Genomic DNA, 15,842 nt, shown 5'->3' on the forward strand with positions numbered 1-15,842 from the left:
AATACCGACTACTGGAAAAAACTTAGAATATCACTCTACTACTTCTTTTATAAAACGCTGAAACACGGCTATATCAATCCAATTAAATTTTATAGTTTCAATTTAGCATAACTTAATTTTACATTCAAGTATTCTTCTCAAATCCTAACCAATATATGTCTTTTTTTACCGGCAGAGAGTTTTATAACATTTTTATCAAGTAAGAAATTAGTATTAATTATCATGTTCTCATCTTCTATTAACTTGTCATTTATCTTAGCTCCTTTCCCTCTTATAAGTTTGCGTGCTTCTGATTTAGAGGTAGCAAGACCTGCTTCGTGAAATAACTCATATGCACTAATACCTGATTGTAATATTTCCGGTTCTAAAACGACCGTATGCAGGTTTTCATCGATTGCTCCTTGTTCAAATATCTTTACTGCAGTTTCTAGAGCTGATTTTGCCGCTTGCTCCGAATGACAAAGCTTCGTTAACTCATAAGCAAGCTGTTTTTTAGCTGCATTAATATCTTCAGCTACTAAATTCTCAAATTTTGTAAATTCTTCAGTGTTTAACTCACTATATAATTTGGCAAATCTAATTACATCGGCATCCTCACAATTACGCCAATATTGGTAATAATCATACGGGCTTAATAAATCTTCATTAAGCCACACGGCACCTGCAGCAGTCTTCCCCATCTTAGCACCTGAGCTAGTCGTAAGTAGCGGCGTCGTCATACCGAATACTTCTTTGCCGCTTATTTTACGAATTAAATCCGCTCCCATTACGATATTGCCCCATTGATCACTACCGCCAAGCTGTAAACTACAATTATAATGCTTACTTAAATAGTAAAAATCATATGCTTGCAGCAACATATAGTTAAATTCTAAGAAGCTTAAATGCTGCTCTCGCTCAAGCCTTAGTCTTACCGAATCCATAGTTAGCATGCGGTTTACCGAGAAATAGCTACCGAAATCCCGTAGGAAATCTAAATAATTAAGAGAATCTAGCCACTCTGAATTATCTAGCATAATAGCATCGCTGCTCTCCTCACCGAATTTGATAAATTTTGACAGTAATTTCTTTATACCCTCAGCATTTTTAGCTATATCTTCTTTACTTAAAATTTTACGTGCTTCGTCTTTCCAAGTAGGATCACCGATTTTACTCGTACCTCCGCCGATAATCACAATAGGCTTATGCCCATACTGCTGAAGCAATCGCAGGATCATTATCTGCATTAAACTACCGATGTGAAGTGATGTAGCAGTACAATCAAAACCTATATAAGCAGCTATTTTTGTTTCTTTCGTTATACTAGTTAACCGATCCAAATCGGTACATTGATGGAAATATCCTTTGTTTATAAATTCTTTAATAAAGGTCATAGTAATATTTTTTATCCTTTTAAAAATTCTTTTTTTGCTTTTCTGTTAGTCACTTTCACTATAGACATTTTACTCACATATATTTTTGCAGACTTTTGCAATAAAGCTATTTCACTTTGATTATTAAACTTTTGCTGCTTTTCAAAGTTATTTTCAATGTCTTGTTCATAAAAATCTAATTTATCACTCATATACATCTTCTATTTCTACATCTGATTTATTATAAAGGATGTAAAGACTTTGTCTATATTTGATATATTTTCCACTCTTATAAAATAAGAAATTATTAATTTTTTAAGAATTATTTAATACTTCTCCTTGATATGCGATGACATATTAGTGTATAATGCACCTAAGACAAAAACTATCAATAACGCATTATAATATTTAGTTAGAGTATGTTAATTGATTATTACTTTTTTAAGTAAATTTAAAGACTAAATTAATAATTAAATCAATTTATTTTTAAAGGGGAAAAATTATGTTTAATTTTAAATCATATAAAGGAATAACCGTTTCTAAAGAAACATCCGAATATTTTTCTAATGCTACAGGTCATTTTGCTAATGCCGGTAAAGCTTTAGCAAACTGTGGAATAATATGCTACTGCAACAGCTACATACGGTGCTAAAACAGCAACGCAAGGTTTACTTGGGCTTTGTGCTTACAAAGAATTTGCCGGCACAGTAATGACCGGTCATGCTTTTGGATTTGCTATGCCGAAAATTGTAAGCGGAATAGTAGCAGGAGTGGCGGGTGCAATTTATCATCATCCTACAGCCGTTATGGCAACTTTTGTTACAGCAGCAGTTGTGGCTTCTCCGCATAATGCCATGGAATGTGCTAAAAATGCAGTTTATACCGGCATAGAAGCGGCAAATTTCACTTACGAAAATACAGCAGGTATAGTAAACGGAGTAGCCGGCGTAGCTCATCTTGTTTATGATAATTTACCTAGTTACAGTGAAACGGTAGATCTAGCAGGAAGCACAGAAATAGTTTCATGGATAGATGCTGTTGCGTAAATATTAAAACCTCTAACGAACAACTCAAAACGTTGTTGCACGGATCAATCCCACCCCTGTCATACCGTGGTCAAGCCACGGTATGACATCGGAGTTATTGCTCCACGCAACAATAATACCTAATAGGCCCTCAAAAACTTATCTATAAAAAATCTTAACTTATGCTTTTTTAAGTAATAATTTAATAATATTTAACTTAGTTTAATTTAAATTAACTTGTTGATGGAATTAAATAATAGTTTAATAGAATTAATAAATAAGTTAGGGGCGTTATTATGTAGAAAGACAACCAACCAGCTAAATCACCTATTACTGAGAAGCAAATTAAAGAAATTATTAGTGGTGCAAGAAACGATATAAGGGATATAGAAGGTTATGTTCTAGGGCAGTTAAAAAATCAAATAATAGCAGATAAAGAACCTATGGATATTAATAGCAAAGATTTTAAAGGAACATTTTAGGCTGATCCTAATTACACTTCTACAATAGAAATAAATGGAAAAAAAGCAGTAATAAAGAACAACGTTATAAATGTTCCGGCAACAATACTTGCAATAAATGAAAGAATACAAAGGGCAGTAGAAGCAGGAGCCCTGATAGTTTCAAGGAACTGAAACAAGAAATGGAAAAGTTTTCCACTGAATTTCGAGAAGCTTTTACTTCTAATGAAAAAATAAATAATTTAATAAAAAATCGTTTTAAACAAGAGGTTATAAATGAAGCTGTACCTTTTAGTGAATTAATAGACGGTCAAGCCGCTCAAATGAATATGGGCGAGAAAAAGAACTTGGTTAACAATATTATATATATATATACCCGACAAATTATATGAAGATATAGTTATAAACGGAAATAATGGGCTTAAAGATCAGCTAGCAGAAAATATTATCGGACCGGAAATAAAAAAAGCTTTTGGTAACCCACCGATTACTCTTAAAACCGAGTATGACAAACCTTATGAAGTAATAACTTTAGATAAGGCTAAACTCGAGAATCCTGCAAATGTAAAAAATTTTAATGAAGCAATTAATAATAAGATTAATGAATTTAACAACAGATTAATACTCAATGAAAAAATATCTAAGGCATTAAAAGATATTACTCCTCCCCTTACGGGCACCCAAACTAAACAATATCAGAATGCTTTATCTAAATTAGATACAAAATATTTGGAAGAACATAAGGAACAAGTGGTTGATTCATTGAAACATCTTCATGAAACAACAAAACTTTCAATTTTTAATCGAATTATTACAACAACTAAAGGACAAGATAAGGAAGAATATTTAGCTGAAAAAGTAGGAAAACTGGCAGTTAAAGCGTTTATTAATACTAAGCCTATAATTAATAGAGCTGAGAAAACTAACATTAAGGAAGTGTTAAGTCAACCATCTCGAAATTTACCTAAAACTATAGAACAAATCAAAAAAATGCAACAAACTTTTAAAAATTATCCAATCACTCAAAGCTCTATCCAATCCCCAAAATCCACTCCTTCTTTTAAGAAGAATAATTCACAACAACATGAAAGATAATTTTCTTCAACCGATAAGGTATTAACCCAAATTTTATAAGCTTCACCTATGCTGTACAGCTAAATTCATAAAGCGGAAGATTTGATGAATTTAAGGCAGAGCGTACGTGAGTACAGGCGAATGCAGCAATATTTGCTTGTATTGAAATATCACATATCAAGCTTTATGAATGACGCTATACAAGTTCGCTTTGAAATTTAATGCCAATACCTTACTGATTTTTGTTATATTTTATAATAATAAAATTTTATTTCGTTGTTTTTAAATGCATCTTTTTTATTCCTAAAACCCTTTTTCAAAGAGTTACAGGAAAAATTAATATTACCGGCTTGAGCTGTGTCCGGTCCTTCATTTGTTATTTTTTCTATATCCTTACTACTTGGTACTACAACGGCAATATGCCCTGCTCTTTTTGGATTAGCATTTTTATATACGGATACAACAAAATATCCTTGATTAGCAAACTTTTGTGCTTGAATAAAACTATCATCACGATTTCCTGCTTTAATATAATTCCATCCGTTTTTTATTCCGTCTGTTTCAAGCCACTCAGCTTGCTTATTTGATAAAGTAGGTATAAATTCTTTATCGCTTTCAGGATGAGGAAGTAGAGACTTATTTGGAAGACCTAAGGCTGCACTAGCAATACGCAAAACAACTACAATGAGTCAAACGCTTTAACTTAGGAGAGTTATATTTTTCTGTTTCTTCTAATAAAGTTTCTCCTGACTTACAATTTATTACATTACCTTTCTGCCATTTTTCCTCAACATTTAAAGAGTTAATTATCTCTAAATTTTTTTTAGCGGTTTCCGATATATTGTCTGCTTGTGCAGTCATATTAATACAAAATAAGTAAATTATAATTAATTTTATTTTATTCATTTTTTTCTCATGTTAATTTATGAACCTCTATATACAATATATAATACGATAATTCAACTATTAATTATAATTTTTTATATTTTATTATTTAGAGAAATATAAGAACCCTCTATGTTTCTTGACAAATGCTATGCTTTTATATATGCTTCTTCGTATGTTAGCAACAAGAAATAAGACTTAGAAATTAAGCACTAAATTTAATATATAAATTTACTTAAAGCTTAGCACCCGTAGCTCAATTGGATAGAGTATATGACTACGGATCATAAGGTTAGGGGTTCGACTCCTCTCGGGTGCGCCAGTTATTTTAAAACTTTTAAGACATAGAACTTATCCTAAACTTCGCATTAATAATAACTTTACTGAAACGAGCTTAAAGCTTCGGCTAGTCTATCGATATTCATAAAAATTTCCTTTACCTAAGTCTCTATATCAATTATACAACTTCCAAATAAATTAGGTTTTTATATCAAAATATGATTACAACTAATGATTAAAATTATTGACTTATTTTAATTACTTCTATAGATTACTTCTCTCAGGTGATAATTAAGCTCTATCATTCATATATAAGTTAATTTTTAAACCTCTGAATCTTAATTGATGAAGAGGAAGAAAAGCCTTTAAAAGCTGAAGAGTCAAGGAAAGAACTTAAGTTAATATTAGTAACATTTGCTATTATTCTTACTAGTTTTTTAACATTTTGTTATTTCTTTTTTAACTATATGGAAGAAAAAGCAGCAGAGTATAAATTACAGCAAGAACAAAAAGCTAAAGCAACTAATAAAACAGAATGATAGTTGTTAAAATACTAAAGGATTAAAATTATTAATACTTCGTTAGGATTAAAAAGCTATTTATTATTACAATTTTTAAATTTTTACTATAATTGTAATCAACTATCATTAACAAAAATAAGAAATAACTTTTATGGAAGATATAAGCTCTTGGAAAGAAAAGTTTGAAGTTTGCGTTTACGCTAAAAAGCTACTCGATAAACTCGAATATTTAAACGCTAAAGTAAAAAACCCTGTTGATATAGAGGAAGTTAAAAAAGCATTTATTATGCCCGTAAATATCACGGCTCTCAAATGCGTCAATCAGGCGAGCCTTATTACTCTCATCCAATTGAGGTTGCGATTATGCTTGCGGAGTTTGTAGCAGATGAAGCCCTAAGCTTTTTACTTCTAACATGATAAATGCCGCTCTACTTCTCACGATACTATTGAGGATACAGAACTTACTGAAGAGATGATCACCGAAATTTTTGAAATAGAAGTAGCAAGACATGTAGAGGGTTTAACTAGGATTAAATCCTACGGGAAAATTAGTGCTGAAGAAAGTCTTAATTTATTAGTTAAACAAAAAAGATATGATACCGCTCTTATAAAATTCTTTGATAGAATTCATAATGTACAAACTTTAGGAGTCAAATCACCTGAGAAAATTAGAAAGATTATTGAAGAAACTTTAAAGGGATTTCTAATTTTAAGTATGTATCTAGGCAGATCGCAAGTAAAGAATAAATTAATAGAACTATGTTTAAACATAGCTTACTCTGATATTCCTAAGCAAATTGCTCTTTCTGAAAATAGTTCTCACGATTCTTTTCTAACTGCTCAAAATACTGTATCCCGAATCCATAGCTTATACTTGATAACTAATATTCCCCAGTGTCCAAAATAGCTTACTAAATATACTATACCAAACGAAGTAACTAAATATATTAAAGCACGAGATAAAGCATATAAAAAACTTGAATAAGTAAATCTTTTAAAAACAGAAAAATGTTTAAAGAAAATTGGTACTGCTGGTGCATCTCCTAAGCCGGTAATTACTATAATTGATTGGATAATAAGTAATTCTGTTGGAGTATGAAGATTATTTAATAAATAAGGAAAAATTAAGATAAATAGTAAAAATATAGCTAAAAATCCTTTAAGAATTTTTAAAGGATTTATTATACCACTCAAATAAGCTCTAAAAATTAAGCCGCCAAAAAACTGTATTATCGATACAATAAAATTGTGAGTTATAATTTCTTCAGGAGTATAATTAAAAGAACTTTTTAAAATATTAGTACAATATATGTAGGTAATATAAAATGTAACAGGCCAAGTATATTGAATTAAAAAATAATATAAAAAAGTTTTCCAGTGAACTTTTTCTTTCCAAATTGGATCATTTTCTAGTATTTTTATATTTACACTAGCTTTATTAAAAATATTCTTAACTTGTTGTTTAGCGTCTATAAAATCACGAGTTTCACGTAAACGAGTCCTAGCATAACTTCCTGTTATAGCAATAAATGTTCCTATAAAAAAAGCTATTCGCCAACTAAAACCATAATGAGAAATTATAGATGCTAAACCTAGAGCCGCAACACCTACAAGAACATAAAAAGAAGAAATTAATGATACAACGGGATATTGTTTAGGAAGGTTTATTGTTTCTGTAAGATAAAGTTCTGCTCCAATTATCTCACCTAGAGCTGACATACCTTGAATAATACGGCATATAGTCACTATATCCAAGTAGCCGTCGTAACGCCTATTTGTGCATAAGTAGGTAATCCTGCCATAACAGCACAAGAACAAGCCCTTAAAATAGTAGTTATAATCACAGTAGATTTACGTCCATTCCATACTTATCGCCTATCCAACCAAAAAGTAGAGCCCCAAAGGGTCTAAAAACAAATGTCGAACAAAAAGCAGCAGCTGAATATATAGCGGCAGTCTGAGTATCGGCTTTTGGAAAAAATAACTCGTTAAGAAGTACTGCCATATGTACATAAATCATTAAATCAAAATACTCAAGGAAAGTACCTATGGACAGTAAACCTATTGCTTCTTTTCGTTCTCTATTTAAACTTGTTTGTGCTTTTTCATAACCTAGCATAAATTCTTTATAAGAAATTAAATTGTAAAGAAACTTATACTGTTTTATATAAAAGTCAATAGGAAATTTCGCCTTACACGATAAATAAGAAAATGAAGTGCAACTTAACGCACTTCATATACTAATGCGTTGATCGTACGTGAATATGACATAATCTTACCAATAGTAGAAAACTAAAGCCTATTAAGAACCAAGTTAAATAAAATTGATATCCTAAATATTGCTTGAATAAATAATTAATATATTCAATCAACGCTATTAAAACGACAATTATAACTAAGTTGAAGAAATAATTTAATTTTGATTGAGAGCTCCAAATATTTATAAAATAACCCCCAAGAAATAGTAAAACCGAGCAATCCCCAAAATACCGTCCATACCCATGCAAAACAATTCACTTCAATAATTTTAAGATAAGCTACCATCGGCACGGTTAACGCCCACAAAAACGCTCCAAGCATAAAAGGATATTTTTGAACAATCTCCTCTTTGGTTAAACTATATACAAAAGCAACAACCATTATTCCAATTGTTATAGACGCAATAATATCAACCGGATAATGATAACCCTTATAAATCAGCGAAATCCAATACCGGTTAAAATCACTACTATTATTATTCGTAATAGGGAATGTCTAATATTCGCAAAAAACCAACCGTAAAATACTACGCCACTGCTCATATGACCGCTAGGGAAAGCAAAACCTTTAACGCAGGATTTAAAGGTATTTCAAATGTATATTTTAGCAATATATTTAAAATTGTAGTGAAAAGTAATACACAAATAGCTCGTGCAAATAGTTGCCTCCTAAATATAGTAAATCCGAGTATTATGATAATCTCATAGCTATATTCCTGACCAAATGATAAAAAAAATTTTGTTAAATATTGAAAAAATATCCTTATTCATTGCTTTACTTAATTTTATTTATATATAATTGAAGTTATCAAAAATTATAAGCTATAGATATGAAAAATATTTTCCGCAAATTTATATTCATAATTTTCTTATGTTTAATAAATTTACAAGTAATTGCTGCCAGTTTTAACGAAAAAATACCTTTATATTTTAAATTAACTAATGAAAATCTGTTAGCCGGTAAGAATTCGTTAAATATTGATCTTTGCGATTCTAGAATTAAAGAGTGGTGTACAAAGCCGCAAAGAGAGCTAGGGCTTTTAACGGAAAAAGACTGAATGATTACATATCTATTTCACCTGATATTAAAGGAGAATGGCGGTTTGGCTGGTGGTATAACATAAGTTTTACTCCGGAAAGCAATTTTGCAGCTCATCAAACTTATAAGATTACTATCGAAGATTATATATTTCCTCATTTTATCGGTTTAAAAAGTCACAATATAAGTTTCACAACTTTGCCTCTACTTCCTATTATTAAAGAAATGAATTATCTGCAGGATAATATCGATATTTCCAAAAAATTTGTTCAAACTAAAATAGCCTTTAACTACCCTATCGATCCTAAGACGTTAGAGGAAAGAATAGAGTTTATTAAATCATCAACTAAAGAAAAATTACCGTTTTCTATCAAATTTAATACAGATAACACGGAAGCTACGATTATTACTAATATACCACCGCTTAAGGATAAGGAAGATACCGTTTCCATAAGTATAAAAGACGGCGTTAAACCTCTATACGGCGGAGAAAATTTTGCTCAAAAAAATGTAGAAGCTCAAAATAATAAAACGTCAAATAACATAAGATATTCTTATAAAGAAAACGTATTAATTCCAAGTCTATCATCATATTTAAAAATCACTAATACTACTGCTACAATTGTTAAAGACGACAAACTGAAACCGGAGCAAATAATTATAATTACTACAAATACACCGGTTTCAGGCGAAGAGGTAAAAAAACATTTAGAGTTATTTTTATTACCGCAAGACAAGCCGGCTTTTTTAGGGGTTGCAAGCAAAAAAAACTACAAATGGCAAAGTCCTAAAGAAATAACTGCAGATATCCTTAAATCGAGTGAAAAAATAAATTTTGAGCTTTTACCTGCTGTACCGAACATTACTACCATGCATAGTTTTAAAGTAGATACGCTTGCCTCAAGAACTTTGCTTGTTAAAGTAAATAAAGGTGTTAAAACATCGGATAATTTAACGCTTGGCAGTGATTATTCCCAAATCGTACAAACACCGGATAATCCTAAAGAAGTTAAGCTAATATCTGACGGCTCTATTCTTTCATTAGCCGGCGAGAGAAAGCTTCCTGTATATTCACTTGGCATAGATAAATTATATGTAGAAATCGATAAGATTAATCAGCAAGAAGTTAATCACTTAATCAGCCAAACAAATAGATATAATATTTTCCAAAACCCGACTTTCATGAATGAATATTCTTTTAATGAGTATAATATTTCTGAAGTATTTCAAGAGGAAATAATAGTTAATTCCCAAAATTTAAATTTACCTAATTATACCGATTTAGATTTTAGCAAATATTTTAATCTAGAAGATTCAGGTACTTATTCTAAAGGCTTATTCTTAGCAAAAATTTTTGCTAAAGATAATTATAATAATATTATTTCTCAAGATAAAAGATTAATTTTAGTAACCGATCTTGGTTTTATAGTAAAAACCGATAAAACCGGAACGCATCATATATTTGTTTCTTATATAAGTAACGGTAAACCGGCAAGCGGAGTTAAAGCAGATATTATAGGGCTTAACGGTGAGGTACTCGTCAGCAGCAAAACCGACAGTGAGGGACATGCTGTTTTATCAAATATAAATGATTTTACCAAAGAAAAAACTCCGGTGGCTTATGTATTAACTACTAAGGATGATTTTTCGTTCATGCCGTACAGCAGAGTTGATAGGCAAGTTAATTATTCGAGGTTCAATGTATCGGGAGCCGTTAGTTCCGATCAAGGATTAAAAGCTTATTTATTTTCCGATCGTGGCATCTATAGACCAAGCGAGCAAGGTCATATAGGTATTATGCTCAAACAGACTGATTGGCAAGGAAAATTTGACGGCTTACCTTTAGAAATACAAGTAACTAACCCTCGCGGGAAAGTAATAGATAAAAGTAAAATAACTTTAGATGCAGAAGGGTTTGGTGAATATTTATTCTCCACTTTCGATGATTCCTTAACCGGTTTATACAATGTAAGCTTATATTTGATAGGCGATAAAGGCAGCAATAACTATCTTAATAGCGTATCGGTAAGGGTTGGTGATTTTCAGCCTGACCGCATGAAAATAAACATAAGCTTCAATAACTCACAAGGTGAGCTATGGACGCATCCAAAAGACCTAAAAGCAAATGTTAATCTTATAAATCTTTACGGTACTCCTGCAGAAAATAGAAAAGTCAGCGGCTTTATTGATATTAGACCTACCGAGTTTTTTATACCTAGCTTTAAAGAGTATAAATTTTATAGTAGCAAAGGAAATAAAGAGTTTTTTAATGAGCGTTTAGGAGATATTACTACCGACTCTAAAGGTACGGCAAACTTTGACCTTAACATTGAGAAATATTATAACGCTACTTTTAATCTAACATTTTCGGCAGAAGGATTTGAGCCTGACTCAGGAAGAAGCGTACATGCTAGTAAGTCGCTTATAGTTTCGCCTCTGCCCTATATAATAGGGTTTAGAAGCGATAGCGATCTAAAATATATTAAGAAGCACACAAATTCGGCAATAGAATTCATAGCCATATCAAATAAAGCAGAAAAAGTAGCCGTACCTGATTTAACTCTTAACTTAAAAAAGATTAATTACGTAAATAACTTAGTGGCAGATAGTAGCGGTAATTATTCCTATAAGTCGGTACCTATTGAGACTAATATATCTTCAAATAAGATTAATATTACGGCAAACGAAAGTTATATTTATAACGTACCTACTAAGGAAGCAGGCGATTACGTTATTTATTTAACCGATAAAGAAGATACGGTCTTTGCTCAAGCTGAATTTGCGGTAATAGGCGAAGGAAATGTTACGGCTAATTTAACAGACAAAGCTAACTTAAAAGTTAAGCTTGATAAAGATGATTATAAAGCCGGCGATACTATTCTTTTAAACATTATAACTCCTTATACAGGTTATGGGTTAATTACTATCGAGACAGATAAAGTACATAATTTTGAATGGTTTAAAACTGATAAAAATAATAGCATTCAAGAAATAAAAATCCCTGACGGCTTTGAGGGTAAGGGATATGTAAATGTACAATTTATAAGAGACATAGGAGCTACGGAAATCTTTATGTCACCGTTTAGCTATGCAGTCATACCGTTTACTGCGGGCATTTATAAACATAAACAAGATATTGAATTAACAATTCCTTCAAAAATCAAATCAGGCGAAAAATTAACAATTAATTACCGCACCGCAACCCCTAGTAAAATCATAATATTTGCCGTTGATGAAGGGATATTATCATTTGCCGGTTATCAGACTCCCGATCCGCTTAATTACTTCATTAACGATAAAGCCTTGGAAGTCCGAACATCACAAATCATGGATTTAATATTACCTGAGCGTCCTTTATTAATGAAAGCTTATATGGCGGCTCCTGCCGGAGACGGTTTTATAGATGTCGCTCGAAACCTTAATCCGTTTAAAAGAAAAAGCCAGCCTCCGGTAGCATTTTGGTCAGGAATTTTAGAAGCAGATCTAGATGAGAGAGAAGTTATATTTGATATTCCAAGCTATTTTAACGGCACTTTAAGAGTTATAGGGATAGCTTCAAGCCTTGACGCTATAGGAACTTCCAAAGCTGATTTATTAGTACAATCCGATCTTATTATCAATCCAAATTTACCTTTATTTGTAGCTCCGAATGATGAGTTTACAGTACCGGTAACAATATTTAATAACCTAAAAGATTCAGGCAATGCACGAGTTTTTATAAATATCGAAACAAGCGAAGGGCTTAAAATATTAGATTATCCTAAAGAGATACCAATAGACGAAAATAAAGAAGCTACTATTAATATTAAATTAAAAGCGACAGATAAACTCGGCTCGGCAGATTTCAAAGTTACGGCTTCTATAAATCACCTAAAGCCGGGTATAATATCTTTGGCAGTAGTGCGTAGCTCAGAATTAACTAGTACTACGAGCGTTCGCCCTGCTAGCCCTAATGTTACAACAGTTGATACAGGCTTTATTACAGGCAACAAAACTAATTTAAAAATCTTGCGAGATTTATATCCTGAATTTGCTCAGCTGCAAATTTCCGCTTCTAAATCGCCGCTTGCTATTATTTCCGGTTTTAAAGATTTTCTAGATAATTATCCTTATGGCTGTACTGAACAATTAGTAAGCCAAAATTTTGCTAATATTTTATTATATAATGAACAAGAACTAGTTCAGATTCTTAAAACTGATCGTAAAAAAATGGATGAATCATTATTAAGAGCTTTTCAAACCTTATCGGAACGTCAAAACTATGACGGTGGATTGAGATATTGGAACAATTTTAACGATGATTCCGATCCTTTTATTTCCGTTTATGCTATGCATTTCTTAAGCGAGGGAGCAACTAGATATTTAGCCGTTCCAAGTGATATTTTTAATCAAGGTATTTACTACTTAGAGAACATGGCGAATAGATCAATTAGCTCTTTAAACGAAGCAAGAGAAAAAGCATATGCGGTTTATATCCTGACGAAAAATAGTGTTATTACTACAAGCTATATTGCAAATATTTTAAAATATTTAGACGAGTACCATAAAAATATGTGGCAGGATGATTTGACTAGCGTTTATTTAGCAGCTAGCTATAAAATGCTCCAAATGAATGAAGAAGCGGATAAATTATTAGATAAGTTTACTCTAAATAAACCGATATCGCAAACAGACTATCAATATTATAATCCTCTAATAAAATATAGTCAGTATTTATACTTAATTTCTCTGCATTTCCCTGAAAGACTAAAAAACTTTGACTCAAAAATTGTACAAGATATAGCTCTCTTTGCTCAAGATAACTATAATAGCTTATCGGCAAGTTACGCAATTATGGCAAGCCTTGCCTATGCCGATAATATAAATAATGTAGATGGAGGTACTATTAAGGTGAATTATTCTAACGGGGAGGTTACTTTAGAAAACAATAAGAAAATGCTTACAGAACTTCCGGTAAAGGAAACTAAAGAAATCGACTTAACTTCCTCAAGTAACGGCTTTTTCTATCAACTTCTAACTTCAGGTTATGACAAAGTTTTAAAAGAAAATAAAGAAATAGTTAAAGGCGTAGAAATAACCAAAAAATATCTTGATGCAAATAATAAAGAAGTCAGCAAAGTAAAATTAGGTGATAATATTACGGTAGAAATCACTATGCGATCAGGTAGCAATAAAACCCTAAGTCATATGGTGATACTTGACTTATTACCGGCAGGATTTGAGCTTTTACCGGATAATAATATAAATATATTACAGCCGCGAGATAATAATGTAGATATATCTATTTGGAAACCTATCTATACAAACCGTCGTGACGATAGAGTGATGATTTTCGGCACTATTTTCGATCACAAAATGACTTATCAATATAAAATCAAAGCTGTTAATAAGGGCATATTCTCTACTCCTGCTACTTATAGCGAAGCTATGTATGACCTCGGGACTTATTACCGCGGCACTATAGGCCGTATTGTTGTAGAGTAGAATATATGCTTAACGCAACCGAACTATATGAAGAAGGCTTAAAATATGAGAAAGCAGGTGATTATGTCGATGCTCTGTTACAATATTTCACTGATATTGCCTAGAAGCAGTTGATGACTTGAAAAGTTTACGTCATTGCGAGGAAAATTACACAGTAATTGACGAAGCAAGGAAGAATAAAAATGCAAATTCAGGTCTCGCTTCTACTTCTTTTTGTTTTGTTGCAAAAGCCGCTTCCAGCTGAATTTTATTCAATTTATCAATATTCAGAATTTTTTCTAAAAATTCCTCTAATGCTTTGGTATTTATTCTCTCTTGTCTTTCTAATTCTTGCAACTCTTTTTCATTTTGATAATTTCCGGCAATTAATTTCAAATTATTTATTTTATTAATTTTATCATTTCTCTGCTCTCTACGCACTAAATTGCTATCGGCTTCACTACCGGTATTAACCAATCCCGTAGCGGTTGCAGCTACTATACCTAGTATACCGCCGCTTGCAATACCTTCAAGCATTAAAGAACTATTCTCTAGCATAGAATCACGAATTGCTCTAGCAAGTTCTTTAAATTTACTACTTTCAAAAGGCTTATCAGGTGCAAGTTGTTTTGGATAAATATCAGGAATCTTGCTATCTAGAAATTTTTGTAATTCCAGCGATTCTTTAGCTATAGATTTTTGGCTATTAACTATTTGCTGAACCTACTTTTGTTTATTTTCTTTAATACTTTCTAAGTTTTTTTCTCAACATTTAAATGCCGCTCTTCTCTTACATCTAAGGTTTCTTTCACAACATTAAATCCAATAGCACTTAAAGACAATGCTCCTGCTACAATTCCTACAGGAGTCGGATTAACAGCCATCGAAATTATAGCCCCTCCTGCCTTTGCTGCACGTAGTACCGGTTTACTGGTTAAAGTTTTATAAGTTTTATCTAATACATTTGCCGTAGCTTGCCCCGGTAAAGTTTTTACCTTGTCAATTGCCTTATCAATCAATCCGGGACTTCTTGCTCCTTCTTCTTTAATTTTACCTTTTTGGTTTACTAACTTATCAGCCGGCCCTGCTGCTTTGCCAAGCCCCTTAGCTATATCAGATGCAGATTTTAAATCATCTACTGCACCGGCAATATCCAAATTAGCACGGACTTTTGCTGCAGCACTAACAACTTTAACACCGACTAGCACCGCACCGGCAGCTGCCGTACCTGCTCTTAAGCCAAGCATTTCTTTGGTCTCTATAAGTCCTCTCTTCTTTTTCTGTCCTGATTGTTGAGTTTGGGGTTAAGATATATCGGGATTTTCATTTATATTAGACTGAGTAGCATTACTTTCTTTAGCATTTTTTATCCCTTCTTCAGGAGTATTAATAGATAATTTACTGCTTAAATTTTCTTTACTCATGAATGCTCTCTAATACTTAGTTCGGGGTCATATCGTGGCTCAATATTTATCTTGTCACCCC

The 15,842-nt window shown here is 31.9% G+C and carries 11 protein-coding genes, 1 tRNA gene and 3 pseudogenes; 7 read left to right on the top strand and 8 right to left on the bottom strand.

Annotated elements, in window-relative coordinates; translation table 11 throughout:
• Positions 1-137 precede the first annotated feature (137 nt).
• Entirely contained in the window at positions 138-1,373 is a 1,236-nt protein-coding gene (tyrS, locus tag ACIAS7_RS06700; protein ID WP_473198733.1) for a tyrosine--tRNA ligase, read from the bottom strand.
• 11 nt (positions 1,374-1,384) lie between these two features.
• Complete coding sequence (locus tag ACIAS7_RS06705; protein ID WP_473199455.1) at positions 1,385-1,564, bottom strand: hypothetical protein; 180 nt, start codon at positions 1,562-1,564, stop codon at positions 1,385-1,387.
• Positions 1,565-2,089: 525 nt separating this feature from the next.
• Here ACIAS7_RS06705 and ACIAS7_RS06710 point away from each other — a divergent pair.
• From ACIAS7_RS06710 to ACIAS7_RS06720, 3 genes are all read left to right on the top strand, one after another.
• Positions 2,090-2,398 carry a hypothetical protein gene (locus ACIAS7_RS06710; RefSeq protein ID WP_473199446.1) on the top strand — a complete coding sequence of 103 codons (309 nt, stop codon included), beginning with the start codon at positions 2,090-2,092 and terminating at the stop codon, positions 2,396-2,398.
• 622 nt (positions 2,399-3,020) lie between these two features.
• Entirely contained in the window at positions 3,021-3,230 is a 210-nt protein-coding gene (locus ACIAS7_RS06715; RefSeq protein ID WP_473198734.1) for a hypothetical protein, read from the top strand.
• Positions 3,231-3,567: 337 nt separating this feature from the next.
• Positions 3,568-3,933, top strand: a complete 366-nt coding sequence (locus tag ACIAS7_RS06720) for a hypothetical protein (RefSeq protein WP_473198735.1) — start codon at positions 3,568-3,570, stop codon at positions 3,931-3,933.
• Positions 3,934-4,157: 224 nt separating this feature from the next.
• Here ACIAS7_RS06720 and ACIAS7_RS06725 read toward each other — a convergent pair whose 3' ends face one another.
• Positions 4,158-4,586, bottom strand: coding sequence for a hypothetical protein (locus tag ACIAS7_RS06725; RefSeq protein WP_473198736.1), 429 nt, complete (start codon positions 4,584-4,586; stop codon positions 4,158-4,160).
• On the bottom strand, positions 4,573-4,818 hold the full coding sequence (locus tag ACIAS7_RS06730; RefSeq protein WP_473198737.1) for a hypothetical protein: 246 nt from the start codon (positions 4,816-4,818) through the stop codon (positions 4,573-4,575). Before ACIAS7_RS06730 ends, ACIAS7_RS06725 begins: the two co-directional genes overlap by 14 nt.
• A 224-nt stretch (positions 4,819-5,042) precedes the next feature.
• Here ACIAS7_RS06730 and ACIAS7_RS06735 point away from each other — a divergent pair.
• From ACIAS7_RS06735 to ACIAS7_RS06745, 3 genes and pseudogenes are all read left to right on the top strand, one after another.
• Positions 5,043-5,119, top strand: a tRNA-Arg gene (locus ACIAS7_RS06735).
• A gap of 292 nt (positions 5,120-5,411) precedes the next feature.
• Positions 5,412-5,615, top strand: coding sequence for an RC1041 family protein (locus ACIAS7_RS06740; RefSeq protein ID WP_473199447.1), 204 nt, complete (start codon positions 5,412-5,414; stop codon positions 5,613-5,615).
• A 133-nt stretch (positions 5,616-5,748) separates the two neighbouring features.
• A pseudogene (locus tag ACIAS7_RS06745) lies at positions 5,749-6,304 on the top strand (HD domain-containing protein); the annotation flags it as partial.
• An 81-nt stretch (positions 6,305-6,385) separates the two neighbouring features.
• Here the strand turns inward: ACIAS7_RS06745 and ACIAS7_RS06750 are convergent.
• Positions 6,386-7,716: pseudogene (locus ACIAS7_RS06750) on the bottom strand (MFS transporter).
• Between the two features lie 245 nt (positions 7,717-7,961).
• Positions 7,962-8,237 carry a hypothetical protein gene (locus ACIAS7_RS06755; RefSeq protein WP_473198738.1) on the bottom strand — a complete coding sequence of 92 codons (276 nt, stop codon included), beginning with the start codon at positions 8,235-8,237 and terminating at the stop codon, positions 7,962-7,964.
• A 448-nt stretch (positions 8,238-8,685) separates the two neighbouring features.
• Here ACIAS7_RS06755 and ACIAS7_RS06760 point away from each other — a divergent pair.
• A pseudogene (locus ACIAS7_RS06760) lies at positions 8,686-14,378 on the top strand (alpha-2-macroglobulin family protein).
• Positions 14,379-14,525: 147 nt separating this feature from the next.
• Here ACIAS7_RS06760 and ACIAS7_RS06765 read toward each other — a convergent pair.
• Positions 14,526-14,915, bottom strand: a complete 390-nt coding sequence (locus tag ACIAS7_RS06765; protein WP_473198739.1) for a hypothetical protein — start codon at positions 14,913-14,915, stop codon at positions 14,526-14,528.
• Between the two features lie 194 nt (positions 14,916-15,109).
• Positions 15,110-15,604 (bottom strand): hypothetical protein, encoded by a 495-nt coding sequence (locus ACIAS7_RS06770; RefSeq protein WP_473198740.1) that lies wholly within the window; start codon positions 15,602-15,604, stop codon positions 15,110-15,112.
• Between the last annotated feature and the right edge of the window lie 238 nt (positions 15,605-15,842).

It is taken from the genome of Rickettsia sp. 109562A South Dakota, assembly GCF_055791265.1.